Below are 19,448 nucleotides of genomic sequence, written 5' to 3'. Positions count from 1 at the left end.
TTGTGCCCGGTCGTCCCGTGTTCGCCGCAGGCGTGACGACGGCTGTCGGGCGTCCTCGTCGGGCTTCCACGGCCGAGGTCGGTCGACCGTCAGTCGAGCGGCGCCGACCAGCGCAGCAGCGCGCCGCGCCCCGACGGCGGGCGCAGCAGGGAGAACGAGCCGCCGGCCTCCTGGGCGCGCAGCGCCAGGTTCTTGGTGCCCGACGAGCGCTCGGGGGCGGCCGGCACGCCGACCCCGTCGTCCTCGACCTCGACGACAACCGAGCCGCCCGGTCCGGAGGTGACCCGCAGCCGCACGTCGACCCGTCGCGACCGCGCGTGCCGCGCGACGTTGGCCAGCCCCTCCCGGACCACCGCCACCACGTTGTTGGCCCGGCCGGGTGCGACGAGGGCGTCGACCGGTCCGGCCGGCTCCCCCTCGTCCTCGACGTCGAGCTCGGCGCCGTCCACCTGCACGGACAGCGTCGGGGTGAACCCGAGGGCCCCGCGGGCGATCTCCACCTCGGCGCGGATGCGCGCCACCAGCGGCACGCTGGCGTCCGGGTCGTCCAGCGCCCGCACGATGACGCGGATCTGCCGGATGCCGGCGTCGATGTGCTCGGTGACCTCGTCCAGGGCGCGGGCGACACCGGCGCCCACGGGTTCCGACGGGTTGCTGGAGACCGCCTCGACCTGCATGCCGGCGGCGAACAGCTGCTGGATCGCCAGGTCGTGCAGGTCCCGCGCGATCCGTGCACGTTCGCCGCGCAGCGCCGCCTGACCGCGCAGGTGCTGCGCCTCGGCCAGCACGAACGCGAGCGCGGCCTGCTGCGCAAAGGACGTGGCGAGCTCGACGTCGTCCGGCTCGAACGGCAGCGCACCCGGGCGTCGCAGCACCGCCAGCACGCCGACGCCCTGCCCCTCGGTGCGCAACGGCGCCAGCAGAATCGGTCCGTACCGGCCCAGCGGGGAGCCCGGCGTCACGGCGGACGCCGAGCCGACGTGCCCGTCCTGGCCGCCGAACACCTGGCGGACCAGCGGCTCGTCGGACACGTCCAGGCCGAGCAGGTCGTCCGCGTCGCCGGACACGATCTCGGTGATCAGCGCCTCGTCCGGGGTGGGGAGGATCAGCACCGTCCCGTCGGCGCCGTCCACCTGGCGCGCGGCGTCCGCGACGGCCTGCAGCACGTCCTCCGCGTCGGCGCCCTCGAGCAGCATCGTCGAGATCTGCGCAGCGGCCTGCGCCCACCGCTGCCGGCGCACCTGCAGCTGGTACAGCGCCGCGTTCTGCACCGCGACGGCAGCCGCCGCGGCGAGGGTGAGCACCACGCCCTCGTCCTGCTGGCCGAACCCGCCCGGCTTGTCGGCCAGGTAGAGCGTCCCGTACCGCTGGCCCCGCACCCGGACCGCGGCGCCGAGGAACGGGCCCATCGGCGGGTGCGCGGCGGGCAGCCCGTGGAAGTTCGGGTGGTCGGTCAGGTCGTCGAGCCGCAGCACGCCCTGGTCGGGGATCGAGCCGAGCACGCCCCACGCGTGCGGCGGGTGGCCGAGGGCGGCGACCGTCGCCGGGTCCACGCCCGTCTGGACGAAGGTGATCGACGTGCCCGTGTCGTCGACGATGTTGATCGCGCCGTACCGGGCGCCGGTCAGCTCGGCGCTCGCCGCGACGAAGCGCTCGAGCAGGCTCGCCACGTCCAGGTCCCCGGCCATGCCGAGGATCGCCGACAGCAGCACGCCGCCCTCACCGTCTCCGAGGTCGCCGGAACCACCCGTCCGACCGGGGCGATCCGTCTCGCGCCCGTCCGTCTCGCGCTCCCCCTCGTGCTCCCCCACCGCACCGTCCTGCACTGCCACGCGCACACCGTAGAACGACCTAGGACCTAGGTCCTAGTGCCTGCCGGTACGACGCACCGCACCCGCCCCGCACCGGCGTACGGTCGACGGCGCGATGAACGACCACCACGACCACCACCACGGCCCGCAGCCGACCGTCACCGTCCTCACCGGTGCGGGCATCTCCACCGGATCCGGCATCCCCGACTTCCGTGGACCGCAGGGCGTCTGGACGCAGGACCCCGCCGCCGCCGAGCTCCTGGAGATCGGCCGGTACATGGCCGCCGCCGAGCTCCGGGCGCGTGGCTGGGCGATGTGGCGGGACCACCCGGCGTGGGCGGCGCAGCCGACGGCCGCGCACCGGGCGCTGGTGGAGCTCGAGCGTGCGGGCCTGCTGATCGCGGCGCTGACGCAGAACTTCGACGGCCTGCACCAGCGCGCCGGGTCCGACCCGCGGCTCGTCGTCGAGCTGCACGGCACGCTGACCACGACGTCGTGCATGCGCTGCGGCGCGCGCTGGCCCACCGAGCAGGTGCTGGCGCGCCTGACCGACGAGCCCGACCCGGGGTGCACCGAGTGCGGTGCAGGCGTGCTCAAGCCGGACATCGTCTACTTCGGTGAGCGGCTTCCCGACGAGGCGCTGGAGCGGGCCGTGAACGCGGCGACGGACGCCGAGGTGTTCGTCGCGATCGGCACCACGCTGACCGTGCAGCCCGTGGCGAGCCTGGCCGGGCTGGCGGTGGACCGGGGCGCCCGGCTCGTCGTGGTCAACGCGCAGCCGACGCCGTACGACCACCTCGCGGCCGAGGTGATCCGCGAACCGATCGACCAGGCGGTCCCGGCCCTCGTCGCGCGCCTGCTGGACGAGGTCGGCTCCGCGGCCGGCTGAACCGCCTCAGCCCTGCCGGCCCGGTCCCGTCGGGCACGCCTCGCCGGCGCCGCGGACCCGCTGCATCAGCCCGGCACCGCCGATGGCGAGCGCCAGCATCGCCTGCCCCAGGTCGCCGGGCGCCGAGGCGACCACCACCAGTGCGACCAGCGAGGCGGCACCGGCCGCACCGGCACAGGGCGTGCAGCCGAGGCGCGACGACCAGGGTCGGCCGGGGTCGGGGACGTAGGTCGCGGCGGTGGCCCCGACGAGCACGGCGACCACCAGCGCGCCGGCGGTCCAGCCGGGCCCTGCGGGGCCGCCCGAGACGACCAGCAGCACCGCGGCGACCAGGGGCGCCACGACGACGGCGACCAGCCGACGGCGCTGCACCCCGGCGCGCTCAGGCGCCGGCGTGCCGAGCACGGGCGGGGGCGTCGGAGCGGACGACGGCGCGAACGGGTGCTGGGGCACGGGACCTCCGGTCGGGTTCAGGTCTCGACGATATACCCCCATGGGTATCCGGTTCGGAATCGGAAGCCGATCCGGCTCACCAGCCGTGCAGCAGCGGCTCCGGCCCCGTGTACGTCTCGAAGGCCGCACGCTCCTGGTCGGTGAACGGCCGAGGCAGGTGCGTCGCCGCGTCCAGCTGCACCATCCGGGTGCGTGCCCGCAGGCACACGGCGCCGTCCTCCGGTGCGTCCCGGATCTCGTAGGCGATGTCCACCGACGACCGGCCGGTCCGCGGCACCCACACCTCGACGACGAACGGCACGGGACGGAAGGTCAGCGGCGCCAGGTAGTCGATCTCGTGCTTGGCCACCACCAGCAGCGAGGCCGTCAGCGCCCCCGACTCGTCGACGCCCATCTGCGGGAACAGGGTGAACCTCGCATCGTCCAGGTACCGCAGGAACGCCGCGTTGTTCACGTGCCCGAACAGGTCGACGTCGGACCAGCGGACCGGCATCACCACGCGCCCGCGAGCACCGACCTGCGCACCGACCTGCGCACCGACCTGCGCACCGTTCGACTCACCGTTCGGCTGACCGTTCACACGTCGGACCGTAGCCCCGAGGCCTACGCTCGGCCCGTGCCAGCCGCTCCCGCCCCGTCCTCGGCACGCTCGCGCCGACCGTGGTGGTGGGTGCTGGCCGGCGCCCTCGTCGTCGGGCTCGGTCCGGTGCTGGTGGTCCAGGCGGTCGGCCAGACGGCGGTGCAGCCGGACGTCGCCTCGGTCGCCCCGAAGCCCGTGGCGCTGGTGCTCGGCGCCGGCCTGGAGCCGGACGGCACCCCGTCGGTGTACCTCGCCCGTCGTCTGGAGGCCGCGCGGCAGCTGTTCGCGGCGGGCACGGTGCAGGTGATCCTGGTCAGCGGCGACAACTCGACGCCGTACCACGACGAGCCGGGGGCGATGCGGACCTGGCTGCTGCAGCACGGCGTCCCCGACGCGAGGATCGTCCGCGACGCCGCCGGGTTCGACACCCACGACAGCTGCGTGCGCGCCCGGCAGATCTTCGGCGTGACCTCGGCCGTGGTGGTGACGCAGGACTACCACCTGCGTCGGGCGCTGTTCTCCTGCCGTGCGGCGGGCATCGACTCCACGGGCGTCGGCGTGTCGGCCGCCTCGGTGACGCCGCGGCAGGCGGTGCTGTGGCGGCTGCGCGAGGTGCCGGCGTCGTGGAAGGGCGCGTGGGACGCGCTCACGCACCGCCGGCCGGTGTTCCTCGGACAGCCGGAGGACAGCGTGCGCACGGCCCTGACCACGCCCTCCGCCCCCGCGTCGTGACCCCCGCCGGCCTGCTGCTCGCACCGGGGGCGGGCGCCACCCGCGACCACCGCACGCTCGTCACCCTCGAGCGCGCTCTCGCCCCGTTCCCGGTGCGCCGCGTGGACCTGCCGCGGTCGGCCGTCGCCGCCGTCACGGCCGTCGGACGCCTGGCCGCCACGTTCGCCGCGGACCTCGGGGTCGGCACCGCGCAGCTCCTGGTCGGCGGCCGCTCGTTCGGTGGCCGGATGTGCTCGATGGCCGTCGCCCACGGGCTGGCTGTCGCCGGGCTCGTGCTGCTGTCCTACCCGCTGCACCCGCCGGGCCGCCCGGAGAAGCTGCGCGTGGAGCACCTGCCGCGGATCACCGTCCCCGTGCTCGCCGTCAGCGGCGACCGGGACCCGTTCGGCACGCCCGACGAGCTGCGCACGCACCTGGCCACGGTCGCCGGCCCGCTGACGCTCACGCTCGTCCCGGGTGCGCACGCCCCTGCCGACGGGCCGGTGGCCGCCGCTGTCCAGGCCTGGCTCCGGTCCGTCCCGGGGGCCTCGTCGGCGACAATCGACGGGTGACCCCAGCCGACCAGCCCGTCCTCGACCCGCCCGCGCTCGGCACCGTCCCGGACGTCCGGCTGATCGCGGTGGACATGGACGGCTCGCTGCTGGACGACGAGAAGCGGATCGACCCGAGCTTCTGGCCGCTGCTCGACGCCCTGCACGAGCGGGGCGTGGTGCTGTGCCCCGCATCCGGCCGCCAGTACGCGACGCTGCGCCGGCAGTTCGGCCGCGACGACCTCGTGTACATCGCGGAGAACGGCGCCTACGTGGTGCGCGACGAGCAGGAGCTCAGCTCGGACGGCGTGAGCCGGGACGCCGCCCTGCCGGTGGTCGACGCGGTGCGGCAGCTGGCCGCCTCCGGCGCGGACGTCGGCACCGTGCTGTGCGGCAAGCGGTCGGCGTACGTCGAGCGGACCGACCGGGCGTTCCTCGAGCAGGCCGAGCCGTACTACGCGCGGCTGGAGCTGGTCGACGACCTGCGGGCGGTGGACGACGAGGTGCTCAAGCTGGCGGTCTACGACTTCGACTCCGCCGAGCGGGGTGCCGCGCCCGTCCTCGCGACGTTCGACGGCCCCGTCCGCGTGGTCGTCTCCGGCGAGCACTGGGTGGACGTGATGAGCCCGAGCGCCGACAAGGGGCACGCCCTGCAGGCCGCGCAGCGGGCGCTCGGCGTGACGCGCGAGCAGACGATGGCGTTCGGCGACTACCTCAACGACCTCGGGCTGCTGAGGGCGTCCGCGTGGTCGTTCGCCATGGACAACGCGCACCCGCAGGTGCGGGCCGAGGCCCGCTACGTCGCACCGGGCAACAACGCCAACGGGGTGGTGCGCACCATCGCCTCGGCCCTGCAGCTGGACGGCGTGCTCAGCCGCTGACTGCTGCGGCCGGGGCGGCGGCCGCGAGCGCGTCGAGGGTCGCGGCGACCGCCGGGACACGGATCAGGTCCGGCGTGGTCACGGCGTAGACCCGGCGGGCGGACGTGCCGGCGGCCGGCCGCAGCACGACGCCCGGGTGCCGCTGCCCCGTCTGGCGCACCAGCCGCGGCAGCAGCGCGACGCCGAGCCCGGCGGCGACCAGGGACAGCACGGCGACGTAGTCGTCCGTCGCGTACGCGATCTCGGGAGCGAACCCGCACGCGGCGGCGGAGTGCAGCAGGTGTCCCCGGCACTGGGGGCAGCCGGCGATCCAGGTCTCGTCCGCCAGGTCGGACAGCTGCAGGTGCGGGTCGTCGGCGCGCGGGTGGTCCGCGGGGAGCACGGCGAGCGTCGGGTCGTCGAGCAGGTGCCGCGCGACGAGCCCGGACAGCTCCGCGTCCCGGGCGGCGTCCGCCCCGGCGTGCCCCACGAGACCCGGGGTGGCCGTCGAGCCGCTCTCCGCGTACGCGAACGTGACCGCGACGTCGCACGTGCCGGCACGCAGCCGGGCGAGCGCCTCGGGCGGTTCGGCCTCGTCCAGCGTCACCGTCAGCCCGGGATGCTCGCGGCGCAGCCGGGCGAGCGCGAGCGGCACCAGCGTGGCCGACGACGACGGGAACGCGACCACCCGCACCACCCCGGCACGCAACCCGGTCAGCGCCGTGACCTGCGCGGCCGCCGCGCGGACCGCCGCGTTCACGGTCCGACCGTGCGCCGCCAGCACCGCTCCGGCCTCGGTGAGCCGCACGCGCCTGCCGGACCGGTCGAGCAGCGCCGTGCCGAGGCGGCGCTCCAGGCGCCGGACGTGCTGGGACACCGCCGGCTGGCTGGTCCCCAGCACCGCCGCCGCCGCGGTCAGGGTGCCGTGCTCGGCGATCGCCTGCAGCAGCCGCAGACCGCCGACGTCGAGCCCGGCGAGGGCGCCGACCGTCTCCCCCTCGTCGCCGGCCACCGCGGCGGCACCACGCCCTTCCAGTCTCCCCATGGCGCGGAAGCATAACGAGAATGGATGGCCTCGGGGCCGAATTCGCCGTTGTGTGATGCCACGGTGCCCGGGACGCTCGTCGTCATGACGCTCGACACCCTCCGCACGCGCTTCGCGCCGACCCGCGGGTACCTGAACGCCGCCACGTGCGGGCTGCCCGTCGCCGGCACGGTCTCCGCGCTGGTCGACGGTGTCGAGCGCTGGAGCCGTGCCGAGCACGACCTCGCCGACTACGACGCCGCGGTCGCCGCCAGCCGCGCGGCGTTCGCCCGGATCGTCGGGGTCCCCACGGCCGATGTCGCGGTGGCGGCGCAGACCGCCGCCCTGGTCGGCATGGTCGCCACCAGCCTGCCCGCGGGGGCGGAGGTGCTGACGGTCGAGGGCGACTTCACGTCCGTCACCTACCCGTTCCTCGTCCGCACGGACCTGCGGGTGCGCGCCGTGCCGCTCGCCGAGCTGGCCGACCGGATCGGCACCGGGACCGACGTCGTGGCGTTCTCCCTGGTCCAATCGCACGACGGCGCGGTCGCCGACACCGACGCCGTGATGGAGGCCGCCCACCGGGTCGGCGCGCTGACCGTCGTCGACCTGACCCAGGCGGCCGGCTGGCTGCCGGTGGACGCCGGTCGCTTCGACGTCACGGTGACCAGCGCCTACAAGTGGCTCTGCGCGCCGCGCGGCGTGACGTTCCTCACCGCCGGCCCGCGGGCCCGCGACCGGCTGCAGCCCGTGCACGCCAACTGGTACGCCGGTGCCGACGTCTGGTCCTCCGTCTACGGCCACGACCTGCGCCTGGCGGACGACTCCCGGCGCTTCGACCTGTCCCCGGCGTGGCTGTGCTGGCTCGGTGCGACCCCCGCCCTCGAGGCGTTCGCCGACGAGCTGGCCGGACCGGCGCCCGACGCCGTCCGCCGCCACGACGTCGCGCTCGCGGACGGGCTGCGCGCCGGCCTGGACCTCGACCCGGCCGGCAGCGCCATCGTCTCCCTGCCGGACCCGGACGGGTCCGCGGGCGCCCGGCTGGTACGGGCGGGACTACGAGCGGCGGCGCGAGGGGGTTGCGCCCGCCTGTCCTTCCACGTCTGGAACGACGACGACGACGTCGCGGCCGCCGTGGAGGCGCTCCGGGGCTGACCGCGGGACGGCGACGGCTGCCGAGCTCAGCCCTCCAGCGCGGCGGCGAACGCGCGGAACGCCGCGTCGTTCCACAGCACGAACCGCACCGTCTCCGGACCGCCCTGGTGCGTCCGGCCCCACTCCCGCACGGTCGCCACCGCCACCCGGGCCACCTGCGTCACGTCCCAGCCGTACACCCCGGCGCTCACCGCCGGGAACGCGACGCTGCGCGCCCCGACCTCCGCCGCGACGTCGAGCGAGCGGCGGAAGCACGACGCCAGCAGCTCCGGGTCGTCCTGACCGGCGTGCCGGTTGGGACCGACGGTGTGCACCACCCACCGCGCCGGCAGGTCGAAGCCTGGTGTGGCGACGGCGTCACCCACCGGCAGGCCCTTCGGCAGGGTGGTGGCCCGCAGCTCGCGGCACGCGGCGAGCAGCCGCGGACCCGCCGCGGCGTGGATCGCACCGTCGACACCGCCGCCGCCCAGCAGCGACGAGTTCGCCGCGTTCACGATCGCGTCGACGTGCTCGGTGGTGATGTCGCCGCGGACCGCTTCGAGCTGCACCCGCCCATCGTCGCCCGTCCGGCGCCGTCGGTCATCCGCACCGCCCGCCGCCGGCACCGGCCGACCCGCTCCGGGGGTCCGCCCCCTGAGACGGGGGGCGGAGGATCCGGGGTGCGATCGGGGGACACCCCGATTCCGCCGTCGTCGGCTGCAGGTGAGGGTGGACGACGTGCCCCGCACCGCCGCCCCGCTCGGACCCGACGTCGCCCCGTCGGCCGTCCGGCGCACCGGGGCCCTGCTCGTCATGGGGGCCGCCGCCCTCTCCGCGTGGGCGTGCTGGTTGGGCAGCTCGCTCCCGCCGTCCGCTCTGCGGCAGTCCTGGTCGGCGGCGTGGACCGGGCTGGGCAGCTGGCAGCTGACCTGGGTGATGGTCGACTCGCTGGAGGTGCTGGGGCTGCTGGTGACCGGTGTCGCGCTGCGCCGTGGCCACTGGGTGTCGGCGTTCAGCGCCGCGGTGAGCGTCCCGCTCTTCGTGCTCGACGCGTGGTTCGACGTGATGACGTCCACCACGCGGGTGGAGCTGTGGCAGGCGGTCGCGATGGCCGTGCTGGTCGAGCTGCCCACGGCGGCCGTGCTGGCACGCGTGGCGTGGTGGGGAGCAAGGACGATGCGGGCGGCGACGGTGCCCGGACATGGCGAGGCCCCTCGGACGCTTACTCCGAGGGGCCTGTACCGGGACCAAGGCTAGGGACGGCCTGCCGCCGACCGGGTGAACGACACGCGAACTGTCCACAAATTCCGTCCACAGGCCTGTGCCTGACCAGCGTTGTCGCAGGTCGTCCTGTGCACAGAGCTGTGAGGTCAACTGTGCACAAAGTTGCTCTCCAGAACCCCTTGTGGGCCCGTCAAGGCGCGACTAGAAATCACTCATCGGCCTCGGCACCGAGAACCGACGGAGAGAGACTCCCCCCGGGGAGATCCCACCGACGGGGACAGGTCGTCGAGGATCGGACCGACCGGAGAACGGACGGCCAGATCGGCGGGGAAACCCGACGACTCGCGGCGACGACGCGAGGGCCATCACGGACCGGGCGGTCGATCGCAGTCGTCCCGTTCGCGGTGGACCGGTTCGCCGGATCCCGTCGCAGCGGGACGGAGCCGCAGCGTCGCAGCGGCGTCCCCATCGGGTGACCGATGAGCCAAGGGACCTGCGATCAGAGGGAGGCCCCCCGGACGCTTACTCCGAGGGGCCTTTCCTCATGTCCGGACTCATGACGGCCTCGTCGGCTCGGACTCCAGCAGGATCGTCACGGGCCCGTCGTTCACCAGCTCCACGGCCATGTCCGCACCGAACACCCCGGTGCCCACCCGCAGCCCGCGCTCTCGCAGCGCCGCGACCAGCGAGTCCACCACCGGCTCGGCCACCGGCCCCGGCGCCGCGGCGTTCCACGTCGGCCGTCGGCCCTTGCGGGTGTCGGCGTACAGCGTGAACTGGCTGACCACCAGCACCGGCGCCCCCACCTCGGCTGCCGACCGCTCGTCGCGCAGGATGCGCAGGTCCGCCACCTTCCGGGCGATCAGGTCCACCTGCGCGGGGCCGTCACCGGGCGTGACGCCGGCCAGCACCACCAGCCCCGGCTCGTCGATCGCGGCGACCACCTCGCCGCCCACCGTCACGCGGGCGCGCGTCACCCGCTGCACCACCGCGCGCACGCGTCACCAGCCCCCGCGGGACGGGCCGCCGCGCGGCCCGCGACCGGAGTACGGCCGCACCGCGGGCCGGACGTCCACCAGGTACACGACGGCCGCCACGGCGGCGAGCAGCGCGAGGAACTGGAAGAAGCTGCTCGGTGCGAACCCGAGGGGCACCGCGAGGAAGGCCACCACGACGGCGGCCGTCAGGATGCCTGCCCAGAACGGCCGGGTCCGCTTGTCCGCGGCGGGGAAGGCCCGGGCCGGACGGGTCAGGCAGTCGACCAGCGCCCAGACGGTCAGCGCGAGGATCGCCACGAAGAAGACGAGGAAGAGGCCGGCCTGCACGGTGCCGATGGCTGTCACGGGCCGAGCCTACGGTGCCGGTCGACACCACCCCGTGCCGCCCTACAGCTCCGGCAGGACGGCCCGCGCCTCGGCCGGGTCGGTCCCGGCGGCCTCCAGCAGGTCGACGACGAGCGACCGGGCCAGCAGCACCAGGCTCTGCGCCTGCCAGTCGTCCGAGCCCATGGCGTACGGGTCCAGCCGCTCGGCCACCGCGCGGAGCGCCGCACGGGCGCGGGCCGGGTCACGGCCGGCGCCGAACGCCTCGGCCAGCGCGTCGGCCGCACGCGCCACCTCCTCGAGCAGCTCGGCGGCGAGCTCGGTGCGCTGCCCGTCCTCGACGGCGGTGACCGCCCGGCGGATCAGCACCCGCGCGTTGCGCACCGCCCGGTCCAGCAGCACCGCGGCGGACACGGACCGGGTCAGCTCGTCCCGGTGCCGCCAGGCGGCCGGGGACACGCGGGCCAGGTCACGGGCGGTCCCGGCGGACTCGCGCCACTCGTCGAGCGCCGGCTGCGACGTGCGACCGCGCAGCAGCGCGTCCTCCACGTCGGCCACCGTGCCGGTGCGCAGGCCTCTGGCCAGGGTGTGCAGCATCCCGGCGAGCTCCTCGGTGGCCGCACGGGCCTGCCGGTGCAGGTGCCGGCGGGGGTCCGTCGGGGTGAGCACCACGACGACCAGGCCGATCACGCCGCCGACCACCGCGTCCACCCACCGGCCGAAAGGTCCGCCCGTCAGCGCCGGCAGGGTCATGATGACGATCGCCTGCACCCCGGCCTGCGTGGTGATCAGCGGCGCCCGGTCGACGAACCGTCCCACCAGGGCGGACACCGCCAGCACCACGCCCATCTGCCAGATGCCGGAGCCGATCAGCCGCACCATCAGCTCGCCGAACCCGACCCCGAGCGCCACGCCGACCGCCAGCTCGGCCACCCGCCGCGTCGACCGGTCCCGCGAGAAGCCCAGGGCCACCCACGTACTGACGGGGGCGAAGAAGGGGTGCGTGTGGCCGAAGGCGTAGAAGGCCACGGCGTACGCGATGGTGCCGGCGACGGCGGCCTGCAGGATCCAGAACCAGGACGCGTGCACCCGGGCCCAGCCCTGGCGGGCGCGCACCTCGGCCGTCACCCGCAGGTCCCGCAGTCCCGCCCGCCGCCCGGTCCGGGCCGGCCGCGCCGGTCCCGCGGCCGCCTCGGTCACAGCGAGACGTGCGGGCCGAGACCTCGGGCCACCGGCCCGCGCGGGGCCGGACGGTCCACCGAGACACCGTCGCCGGGCACCACCTGCTCCTGCGCGGCGGCCACGGGCTCGGCCGGGCCGTCCACCCGCAGCTCGTCGTCCGCGGGCACGGACCGCTTCACCACCGCGAGCGCCACGGGCCCCAGCTCCTGGTGCCGGGCCACGGTGGTGATGGTCCCCACCTCACGGCCGTCCACGGTGCGGACCACGGCACCGGCCTCCGGCAGCAGGTGGCCGGACCCGTCGAGGTGCAGCATCACCAGCCGCCGCGGCGGACGGCCGAGGTTGTGCACCCGGGCCACGGTCTCCTGGCCCCGGTAGCAGCCCTTGTGCAGGTGCACCGCCGTGCGCAGCCAGTCGAGCTCGTGCGGGATGGTGCGGTGGTCCACCTCGTGCGAGAACCGCGGCCGCCAGGCCGCCACCCGCACCGCCTCGGTGGCCCACGTACCGGCCAGCACCGCGCCGGCGGCCTCGCGGACCGCCACCTCGTCGGCCAGCCGCTCCCGCGGCACGAGCACCAGCCGCCAGGGCCGCTCGGCACCGGGGTGCTCGTCGTCGGGCGGTCCGTACCGGGTGCCGCCCGCCGCGACGTGCGGCCACGGGTCCCGCCACGTCAGCGGCTCGTCCGCGTGGCCCTCCGCGTCGACCGGTTCACCGATCACCACCCACTCGTCGGTCACGTCGGCGACCTCGACGCGGAGCATGAAGCGCATCCGGTCCAGCCACGCGGCCAGCTCGACGGGCGTCTCGGTGATCAGCCAGGTGGCCTCGCCGTCGTCCACCACGCCGGCGGCGTGCTCCACGTGCCCCTGGGGGTCCAGCACCAGCAGCTCGGTCGAGGTGCGCGGTGCGAGGTGCTCCACGTCCTGCGAGGTGATGGAGTGCAACCAGCTCAGCCGGTCCGGCCCCGCGACCCGCAGCACGCCCACGTGCGACATGTCCACCACGGCACCGCCGCGCTCGAGCGCACGCTGCTCGGCGACCGGGTCGCCGTAGTGCCACGCGACCCCGGCGTCCGCACCGGCCGCCGGGACGGCACCGTGGCGGTCGAGCAGCGGGCTGCGGTGCCGGGGCGCCGCGGCCGTCGTCCGGTCGGGGGCACCGCCCGGGGTCTGCACCGCGGGCAGCTGGTCCGTCATCGCTCAGTCCTCCACGCGGGTCAGCCGGCCGGAGGAGTACGACTGCAGCGGCTGGCCGAACGCCGCAAGGTCGTGCGCCCACATCAGCTCGCCGTGCACCAGGCCGTACAGCCGCCGTCCGGCGGACACCTCGGCACCGGTCGCCGTACGCGCCACCAGGTCGCTGACCAGGTCGATCCGCCCGTTGCCGACAGCACCCACGTACACGGCCACGTGCCCGGACGGGTCGGCCACCAGCTGCTCCACCGGGTGCTGCCCCTCGGCCAGCTCGACCGACGGCTCCGGCGGCACGCGCCAGTACCCGACCTCCGACGACCACACCGGCCCGGTGTGCTCCGCCGGCGTGCTGGGCGGCGCGTCCGGGGCTGCGGTCGGCTCGTCCCCTGCGGGCTCCGGCGTCGTCTCCAGCGCCGTCAGGTCGTCAGGTGCCACCACCAGCCGGATGCTCGACCGGTAGGCCAGGTACGGCCCGCCGTCGCTGGTGACCTCGAGCTCCTGCGTGAACGCCGCCTCCTCGACACCGGGGTAGGCGAGCACGCCCTCACCGCGCCAGCGGCCCACCAGCCACGCGAGCGGGTAGACCTCGGGTGCCAGACCCTCAGGCAGCACGAAGGGCATGGTGCCTCCCTGACGGACGGCGGTCGGTGCGGACGTGGGACGCGGGCGTCCCGGTCAGGGCCTGGTCAGCGCTGGCCCTGGTACAGCTTGTAGACGGACAGCGCCGCGAACCACCCGATCGCCAGCGTGGTGACGGCGAGCAGGCTGACGAAGAAGATCTCGAGCCCGGACATGGGCCCATCGTAACGACGGCCGGTCCCTTCCCCCGTCCCCGCCACCGCACCGCGCTCAGTCCTCGGCGACGTCGATCAGCACCTTGCCGACGATGCCGCCCTCGACCGCGTCGTGCGCCGCGGCCGTCTGCTCCAGCGGGTAGTGGTGCAGCGGCAGGCCGTGCTCCTCACCGACGCCGAAGGCACCGTCCGCCACGGCGGCAGTGACGTCCGCGGCGGCCGCCGCGAGCGCCGCGGCCCCGACGGTGTAGAGCAGCACCCCCTGCAGCCGCACGTTGGTGGAGAACATGCCCCGCACCGGGAAGCTCAGCTGGTCGCCGCCGTTGTTCGCGTAGATCGAGACGGTGCCGCGCGGCCGGATCACCGCCAGGTCGGTCTCGAGGTTCTGCGCCGGCGCCACCTCGACGACGACGTCGACGCCGTCCGGCGCGATCGCGCGCACCGCCCGCACCACGTCCTCGTGCCGGTAGTCCACGGTGTGCTGCGCTCCGGCGGCCGTCGCGAGCGCCGCCTTCTGAGGGCTGCTCACCGTGGTGACCACCGTCGCACCCGCCCACCGCGCGAGCTGGATCGCCGCGTTGCCGACGGCTCCGGCACCCCCGGCGACCAGGACCGTCCGACCCGTCAGCGCTCCCGGCGACAGCCGGCTGGGGCCGTCCTCCAGGGTGGTCAGCGCGCGGTGCGCCGTCACCGCCGGCACGCCGAGGTCCGCGCCGAGGTCGAAGCTCGCCCCCTCGGGCAGCCGGTGCACGCGGTCGACCGGCAGCACGGTCAGCTCCTGCGCCGTCCCGGTGGGGCGCCGGTGCTGGGCGAGCATCAGCCAGACGCGGTCGCCGACCGCCAGGCCGTCGACTCCCTCGCCGACCGCGTCGACCACGCCGGCGCCGTCCTGGTTGGGCACCACCTCGTCGAACGCCAGGCGCGAGCCGGTCGACCCGCTGCGCGACTTCCAGTCCGTCGGGTTCACTGCCGACCGCACCACCCGCACCCGCACCTCGCCGGCACCGGGCGCGGCCACCTCCCGGTCGACGAGCTGCAGCACGTCGCTGGCGCCGGGACGGGTGAAGACGATCGCTCGCACGGTTCGGACCTTTCGTCGGGGACGGCGCCGTGAGGTGGCTCCGTCGGGGGCCAACGGACGGCGGGGTACGGATATGCCCGCGACCGCGGCGCGACCCGGCACGGCCGAGCCCGCGGTCGCCTGGCTAGCCTGTGCCGGTGACGCGCTCCCTGGTGATCAAGTCCACCTCCGGCACCGACCGCCCCGAGGCCGCGAACCAGGCGTTCACGGTCGCGGCCGCAGCCGTCGCGGCGGGTGCCGACGTCAGCCTGTGGCTCACCGGCGAGGCGGCCTGGTTCGCCGTCCCGGGCCGGGCCGCGGAGCTGGAGCTGGCGCACGCCACACCGCTGCCGGAGCTGCTCGAGCTGCTGCTGGCCGACGGCCGCGTCACGGTGTGCACGCAGTGCGCCGTCCGGCGCGGCATCACCGCGGACGACGTGCTGCCGGGCGTCCGGATCGCCGGGGCGCCCGTGTTCGTGGAGGAGGTCCTCGCCGAGGGTGCCCAGGCGCTGGTCTACTGACCGTCCGGGCTAGGCCGAGCGCACCGACCGCAGCCGCTGGCCCAGCAGGTACAGCTCGCACCCGAGGCACAGCCCGAACGCCGCGTTGAGGAACGCCGCGACCAGGGCGAGCGCCGCGCCGACCGTCACGCCGAGCGGCGCACCGAGCAGGGCGACGACGAGCCCGAGGCCGGTGACCACAAGACCCACCAGCTGGGCGAACCGCGGGGGTCGGGGGTCCTCCCGCTCGGTGGGCGGTGCGAGCCGCGGCGCGACCAGCCGGCGGTAGACGGCGCCCTGCCACGTGCCGCCGACGCCGCGAGTCACGCCGAGGGCGAACCCGGCGGCGACGACGGCGAGGACGACGGTGGCCGCCGTGCCGGTGCCGAGCAGCAGGACGACGACGAGCAGCGCGGCGGTGAGCGCCGCGCCGAACCTGGGGCCGCGGGGGTCGATCCCGGCGGGTGCCTGCACGGGGATGGTGGACGTGCTCATGGGGTTCTCCGGGGGCTGGTGCGGGGCGCGGGTGCGCCAGGGCGCGGGGCCGGGACCATCCGATGCCGGGGTGGTGGACGTGCAGCGCACGTGCACCGGGACCGCGGCGGGGCCGGACGCCTCCGCCGCAGCGGGGCTCAGCCGGCGGTGGTCCCGCGCGGACAGCCGTCGGCCGGAGGCGGGCACGCCTCGAGGGCAGCGAGCGCCTGACGCCGGTCGGTCGCCCCGGACATCCGCCCGACGACGACCCCGGCGCCGTCGATCAGCAGGACGGTCGGGGTACGCATCACGTCGAAGCGTCGCACGAGGTCCAGGTGCTGCGCGACGTCCAGGTCCACATGCCGGACACCGTCTTCTTGAGCAGCGAGATCCGCGAGCACGGCGTGGGTGCGCCGGCAGGGCGTGCACACCTCGCTGGACAGCTGGACGAAGGTCGCCCGCGTCCCGGGCTCCACGCCGATCTCCGCGCTCGTCAGGCGCTCCACGCCGGGCGCGTGGACGTGCGGCCCGTCCGTCAGGTCGGCGGCCGCCAGCACCGCCGTCGGCACCGCGGTGAACCGGCCGTTGCGCCGCTGCCAGGCCAGGCCCACCAGGACCGCCGCCGCCAGCACCGCCACGACCAGCACCACGCGGGTCACGGTCACCGGACCAGCACCCGTCCGACCACGTACAGCACCATGCCGGTCACGCACACGGGCAGGGCGATCGCGGCCAGCGCCGGCATCCGCCGCCGCAGCTCCGGCATCCCGTCGAACAGCGCGTCCATCGCGGCGACCAGCACGCCCACGGCTCCGCCCAGCAGCGCGCCGACGGCGGGGCTGAACGAGGCGAGCGGGATGCTGACCAGCGCACCGACCCCGGCGGCGGACAGGACGGTGGTCACCGCGCTCACCCACCGCGCGACGGCCAGGGCGGACACCGCGGAGCCGACCGCGAGCGCCACCGCGCCGGTGACCACCAGCGTCGGTCCGCCGGACAGCGCGTCGGCCGCCGCCCACCCGGAGGCGGTCAGCGCGATCACGGCACCGGCCGCCGTGCCGGACACCGACTCGACCATCCGCACGCGCCCGTCCCGGCGCAGCAGCTCGTTGACGAACGCCAGCAGCAGCGCCGCGGCCATCGCGATGGACAGCGCGGACAGGTCCGACGACGCCGTGACGAACGCGACGGCGTACAGCGCACCGGCGCCGGCGAGGCCGATCACCGCCGACGAGCCGGGCGGGAAGGGCAGCCGAGCGAGCCACGGCCAGCCGAGCGCCAGCAGCACGACGAGCACGAAACCAGCCCCCACCAGGGCCGTCGGGTGCAGGTAGCCGGCCAGCGCGACCGCTGCGGCGAGGGCGGCCGTGGCCACCGACCGGGTGGCGACGGTCATCGGGCCACCACCTGCCCAGGGCCGCCGAGCGCAGGCAGCGGCACGGGGGCGGGGGTCAGCACGCTGGGATTCTCGCAGATGCCGTGCCGCGGACGGCTCGGCGTGCGGCCGCGCAGTGCGCGGTACCGTGTGCTCACTCGCGCGCCTGGAGGTCCTGGTGGCAGACCTGCTGCTCCTCACTCCGGCGTCCGGGGGGTCCGCGCAGGTGCTGCCCGCACTCGGCCTGCTGTCGCACCGGGTCCGGGTCCTACCGGTGGAGCCGTCCGCTCTCGTGGACGCCCCGGACGCAGACATCGTCGTGCTCGACGCGCGCCGTGACCTGGTGACGGCGCGCACCACGTGCCGGCTCCTGCGCGCCACCGGCCTGACGGTCCCGCTGATCCTGGTGCTGACCGAGGGCGGCCTCACCGTGGTGACCGCCGAGTGGGGCGCCGACGACATCGTGCTGGAGAACGCGACCCCGGCCGAGGTGGAGACCCGCTTCCGCCTGGTGATGGAGCGTGCTGCGACCGCCGCCTACGAGGACGCACCGCTGGAGATCAGCGCCGGCGAGCTGACCATCGACGCCGGCGGGTACACCGCCCGGCTTCGCGGGCAGCCGCTCGACCTGACGTACAAGGAGTTCGAGCTGCTCAAGTACCTGGTGCAGCACCCCGGCCGGGTGTTCACCCGGGCGCAGCTGCTGCAGGAGGTCTGGGGCTACGACTACTACGGCGGCACCCGCACGGTGGACGTCCACGTGCGGCGCCTGCGCGCCAAGCTCGGTCCCGAGCACGAGCAGCTGATCGGCACGGTGCGCAACGTCGGGTACCGGTTCGACCCGCCGAAGGAGACGCGGCGCGGGGCGGACGACCGCTCCGGCCTGACCGAGACCGCGGGCCTGTGACCACCCTCGACCGGTAGCCTGGCTGGCGGTGTGCCGGGAAGCCTGGTCGGCGTCCTGCTGCCGACCCCGGAGGTCCCCGTGCCGCCCCGCCGCGACAACCACCGTCCGACACCGCAGGGCGTACCCACCGGACCTGTCGCCGCCGGGCGCCCGCCGCGCGAGCACCGCCGCCTCTTCGCCGCCCTCACCCCCGGTGGCGAGCGGAACCTGCTCGACACGCTGCGCGACGAGCGGACCGGCGCCGTGCTGCTGCTCGTCGCGACGGCCCTCGCCCTCGGGTGGGCGCAGCTGTGGCCGGCCGCGTACCGCTCGGCGTGGGCGACCGCCGTCGGCCCCGCGGCGGTGCACCTGCACCTGACGCTCGGTCAGTGGGCGACCGACGGGCTGCTGGCGGTGTTCTTCTTCGTCGTCGGGCTGGAGCTCAAGCGCGAGCTGGTGACCGGCGAGCTGCGCCGACCCGCGACCGCGGTGGTGCCCGCCGTGGCCGCCGTCGGCGGCATGGCCGTGCCCGCGCTCGTCTACCTGGCCGTCAACCTGACGTCCGCGGACGGCCGCCCGGTCGGCTGGGCGGTGCCGACGGCCACGGACATCGCCTTCGCCGTCGGGGTGCTCTCCCTGGTGGGACGGTCGCTGCCCGCCTCCCTGCGCGCCTTCCTGCTGACGCTGGCGGTGGTGGACGACCTGCTGGCGATCGTCGTCATCGCGGTGTTCTACGCCCGCTCGCTGTCCGTGCTCCCGCTGCTGGGCGCCCTCGGTACGGTCGCCCTGTTCGCGGTGCTGGCGCGCCGCACGCGCCCCCCGGTGTGGCTGCTGCTGCCGCTCGCCCTGACGGCGTGGGCCCTGCTGCACGCGTCCGGCGTGCACGCCACCATCGCGGGCGTGCTGCTCGGCCTCAGCGCACCGACCAGCACTCCCGTGGGCGCGGCACCCGGCACGGCCTCGACCGCGGAGCGGTGGGAGCACCGCTGGCGTCCCCTGTCGGCCGGCGTCGCGGTGCCGGTGTTCGCGCTCGCGGCGGCGGGGGTGACCGTCTCGGGCGACGTGCTGCGCGCCGCGTCGCACGATCCGGTCGCGCTCGGCGTGGCGGCGGGCCTGGTGCTCGGCAAGCCGCTAGGCATCCTCGCCGCCACCTGGGCCGTTGCCCGGTTCACGCGCGCCAGCCTCGCACCGGCGCTCGGCTGGGCCGACGTGCTGGGGGTCGGGCTGGTGGGCGGGATCGGCTTCACCGTCTCGCTCCTGGTGGGTGGCCTGGCGTTCGGCTCCGGGAGCCCGCAGGACGAGCACGTGGTGGTCGCGGTGCTCGCGGCCTCGGCCGTGGCGGCCCTGCTGGGCGGCAGCACCCTGGCGTGGCGGGACCGGGTGCACCGAGGGCGCCGCCGGTCGGTCAGCGGGTAGGTTTCGTGC

Annotated in this window: 23 protein-coding genes; 9 read left to right on the top strand and 14 right to left on the bottom strand. The window is 75.7% G+C overall.

The window, feature by feature from the left end; genetic code table 11:
• Positions 1–89: 89 nt before the first annotated feature.
• The gene (locus N0B34_RS10910) at positions 90–1,832 is read right to left on the bottom strand and encodes a GAF domain-containing protein (protein WP_263731417.1); all 1,743 of its coding nucleotides are present in this window, start codon (positions 1,830–1,832) and stop codon (positions 90–92) included.
• A gap of 94 nt (positions 1,833–1,926) precedes the next feature.
• Here N0B34_RS10910 and N0B34_RS10905 point away from each other — a divergent pair, with 94 nt between their 5' ends.
• A complete protein-coding gene (locus N0B34_RS10905; RefSeq protein ID WP_263731416.1) occupies positions 1,927–2,700 on the top strand; it encodes an SIR2 family NAD-dependent protein deacylase in 774 nt (257 codons plus the stop codon).
• A gap of 6 nt (positions 2,701–2,706) precedes the next feature.
• Here N0B34_RS10905 and N0B34_RS10900 read toward each other — a convergent pair whose 3' ends face one another.
• Positions 2,707–3,153: a hypothetical protein gene (locus N0B34_RS10900; RefSeq protein WP_263731415.1), complete on the bottom strand. Its 447-nt coding sequence runs from the start codon at positions 3,151–3,153 to the stop codon at positions 2,707–2,709.
• Positions 3,154–3,229: 76 nt separating this feature from the next.
• Positions 3,230–3,733 carry an acyl-CoA thioesterase gene (locus N0B34_RS10895; protein WP_263731414.1) on the bottom strand — a complete coding sequence of 168 codons (504 nt, stop codon included), beginning with the start codon at positions 3,731–3,733 and terminating at the stop codon, positions 3,230–3,232.
• Between the two features lie 36 nt (positions 3,734–3,769).
• On the opposite strand from N0B34_RS10895, the gene N0B34_RS10890 reads away from it, so the two are divergent.
• From N0B34_RS10890 to N0B34_RS10880, 3 genes are read left to right on the top strand one after another with little or no spacing between them, the layout of a single operon-like run.
• Positions 3,770–4,465: a vancomycin high temperature exclusion protein gene (locus tag N0B34_RS10890; RefSeq protein WP_263731413.1), complete on the top strand. Its 696-nt coding sequence runs from the start codon at positions 3,770–3,772 to the stop codon at positions 4,463–4,465.
• The gene (locus tag N0B34_RS10885; protein WP_263731412.1) at positions 4,462–5,016 is read left to right on the top strand and encodes an alpha/beta family hydrolase; all 555 of its coding nucleotides are present in this window, start codon (positions 4,462–4,464) and stop codon (positions 5,014–5,016) included. The genes N0B34_RS10890 and N0B34_RS10885 overlap by 4 nt, the downstream gene beginning before the upstream one ends.
• A complete protein-coding gene (locus N0B34_RS10880; RefSeq protein WP_263731411.1) occupies positions 5,013–5,876 on the top strand; it encodes a Cof-type HAD-IIB family hydrolase in 864 nt (287 codons plus the stop codon). Before N0B34_RS10885 ends, N0B34_RS10880 begins: the two co-directional genes overlap by 4 nt.
• On the opposite strand, the gene N0B34_RS10875 is transcribed toward N0B34_RS10880, so the two are convergent.
• Positions 5,866–6,900: a LysR family transcriptional regulator gene (locus N0B34_RS10875; RefSeq protein WP_263731410.1), complete on the bottom strand. Its 1,035-nt coding sequence runs from the start codon at positions 6,898–6,900 to the stop codon at positions 5,866–5,868. The genes N0B34_RS10880 and N0B34_RS10875 overlap by 11 nt on opposite strands.
• 84 nt (positions 6,901–6,984) lie before the next feature.
• Between N0B34_RS10875 and N0B34_RS10870 the strand changes: the two genes are divergently transcribed.
• Positions 6,985–8,034, top strand: coding sequence for an aminotransferase class V-fold PLP-dependent enzyme (locus N0B34_RS10870; protein ID WP_263731409.1), 1,050 nt, complete (start codon positions 6,985–6,987; stop codon positions 8,032–8,034).
• A 26-nt stretch (positions 8,035–8,060) separates the two neighbouring features.
• On the opposite strand, the gene N0B34_RS10865 is transcribed toward N0B34_RS10870, so the two are convergent.
• Positions 8,061–8,582: an O-acetyl-ADP-ribose deacetylase gene (locus N0B34_RS10865; RefSeq protein ID WP_263731408.1), complete on the bottom strand. Its 522-nt coding sequence runs from the start codon at positions 8,580–8,582 to the stop codon at positions 8,061–8,063.
• A 169-nt stretch (positions 8,583–8,751) separates the two neighbouring features.
• On the opposite strand from N0B34_RS10865, the gene N0B34_RS10860 reads away from it, so the two are divergent.
• Complete coding sequence (locus N0B34_RS10860; RefSeq protein WP_263731407.1) at positions 8,752–9,270, top strand: hypothetical protein; 519 nt, start codon at positions 8,752–8,754, stop codon at positions 9,268–9,270.
• A 521-nt stretch (positions 9,271–9,791) separates the two neighbouring features.
• Here the strand turns inward: N0B34_RS10860 and dtd are convergent.
• From dtd to N0B34_RS10830, 6 genes are all read right to left on the bottom strand, one after another.
• Positions 9,792–10,235 (bottom strand): D-aminoacyl-tRNA deacylase, encoded by a 444-nt coding sequence (gene dtd / locus N0B34_RS10855; RefSeq protein WP_263731406.1) that lies wholly within the window; start codon positions 10,233–10,235, stop codon positions 9,792–9,794.
• Positions 10,236–10,238: 3 nt separating this feature from the next.
• The gene (locus N0B34_RS10850; RefSeq protein ID WP_263731405.1) at positions 10,239–10,580 is read right to left on the bottom strand and encodes a DUF2516 family protein; all 342 of its coding nucleotides are present in this window, start codon (positions 10,578–10,580) and stop codon (positions 10,239–10,241) included.
• A gap of 42 nt (positions 10,581–10,622) precedes the next feature.
• Positions 10,623–11,759, bottom strand: coding sequence for an FUSC family protein (locus N0B34_RS10845; protein WP_263731404.1), 1,137 nt, complete (start codon positions 11,757–11,759; stop codon positions 10,623–10,625).
• A complete protein-coding gene (locus N0B34_RS10840; RefSeq protein ID WP_263731403.1) occupies positions 11,756–12,937 on the bottom strand; it encodes a YgfZ/GcvT domain-containing protein in 1,182 nt (393 codons plus the stop codon). Before N0B34_RS10840 ends, N0B34_RS10845 begins: the two co-directional genes overlap by 4 nt.
• A 3-nt stretch (positions 12,938–12,940) precedes the next feature.
• A complete protein-coding gene (locus N0B34_RS10835) occupies positions 12,941–13,555 on the bottom strand; it encodes an FABP family protein (protein WP_263731402.1) in 615 nt (204 codons plus the stop codon).
• Between the two features lie 228 nt (positions 13,556–13,783).
• On the bottom strand, positions 13,784–14,809 hold the full coding sequence (locus N0B34_RS10830) for an NADPH:quinone reductase (protein ID WP_263731401.1): 1,026 nt from the start codon (positions 14,807–14,809) through the stop codon (positions 13,784–13,786).
• Positions 14,810–14,946: 137 nt separating this feature from the next.
• On the opposite strand from N0B34_RS10830, the gene N0B34_RS10825 reads away from it, so the two are divergent.
• Complete coding sequence (locus tag N0B34_RS10825) at positions 14,947–15,309, top strand: DsrE family protein (RefSeq protein WP_263731400.1); 363 nt, start codon at positions 14,947–14,949, stop codon at positions 15,307–15,309.
• A 9-nt stretch (positions 15,310–15,318) separates the two neighbouring features.
• On the opposite strand, the gene N0B34_RS10820 is transcribed toward N0B34_RS10825, so the two are convergent.
• The 3 genes from N0B34_RS10820 to N0B34_RS10810 all read right to left on the bottom strand — a co-directional run bounded on the left by N0B34_RS10820 (position 15,319) and on the right by N0B34_RS10810 (position 17,158).
• Complete coding sequence (locus tag N0B34_RS10820; protein ID WP_263731399.1) at positions 15,319–15,783, bottom strand: DUF4395 domain-containing protein; 465 nt, start codon at positions 15,781–15,783, stop codon at positions 15,319–15,321.
• A 137-nt stretch (positions 15,784–15,920) separates the two neighbouring features.
• Positions 15,921–16,427 carry a thioredoxin family protein gene (locus N0B34_RS10815; RefSeq protein ID WP_263731398.1) on the bottom strand — a complete coding sequence of 169 codons (507 nt, stop codon included), beginning with the start codon at positions 16,425–16,427 and terminating at the stop codon, positions 15,921–15,923.
• The gene (locus tag N0B34_RS10810) at positions 16,424–17,158 is read right to left on the bottom strand and encodes a hypothetical protein (RefSeq protein ID WP_263731397.1); all 735 of its coding nucleotides are present in this window, start codon (positions 17,156–17,158) and stop codon (positions 16,424–16,426) included. The genes N0B34_RS10815 and N0B34_RS10810 overlap by 4 nt, the downstream gene beginning before the upstream one ends.
• A 157-nt stretch (positions 17,159–17,315) precedes the next feature.
• Between N0B34_RS10810 and N0B34_RS10805 the strand changes: the two genes are divergently transcribed.
• The gene (locus N0B34_RS10805; protein WP_263731396.1) at positions 17,316–18,044 is read left to right on the top strand and encodes a winged-helix domain-containing protein; all 729 of its coding nucleotides are present in this window, start codon (positions 17,316–17,318) and stop codon (positions 18,042–18,044) included.
• 30 nt (positions 18,045–18,074) lie between these two features.
• A complete protein-coding gene (nhaA, locus tag N0B34_RS10800; RefSeq protein ID WP_263731395.1) occupies positions 18,075–19,439 on the top strand; it encodes a Na+/H+ antiporter NhaA in 1,365 nt (454 codons plus the stop codon).
• The last annotated feature ends 9 nt before the right edge of the window (positions 19,440–19,448 follow it).

This window comes from Cellulomonas sp. SG140 (assembly GCF_025770785.1).
Lineage (GTDB): Bacteria > Actinomycetota > Actinomycetes > Actinomycetales > Cellulomonadaceae > Cellulomonas.
The sequence above is the reverse complement of the archived record's forward strand: the minus strand, read 5'-3'. Positions and strand labels throughout refer to the sequence as shown.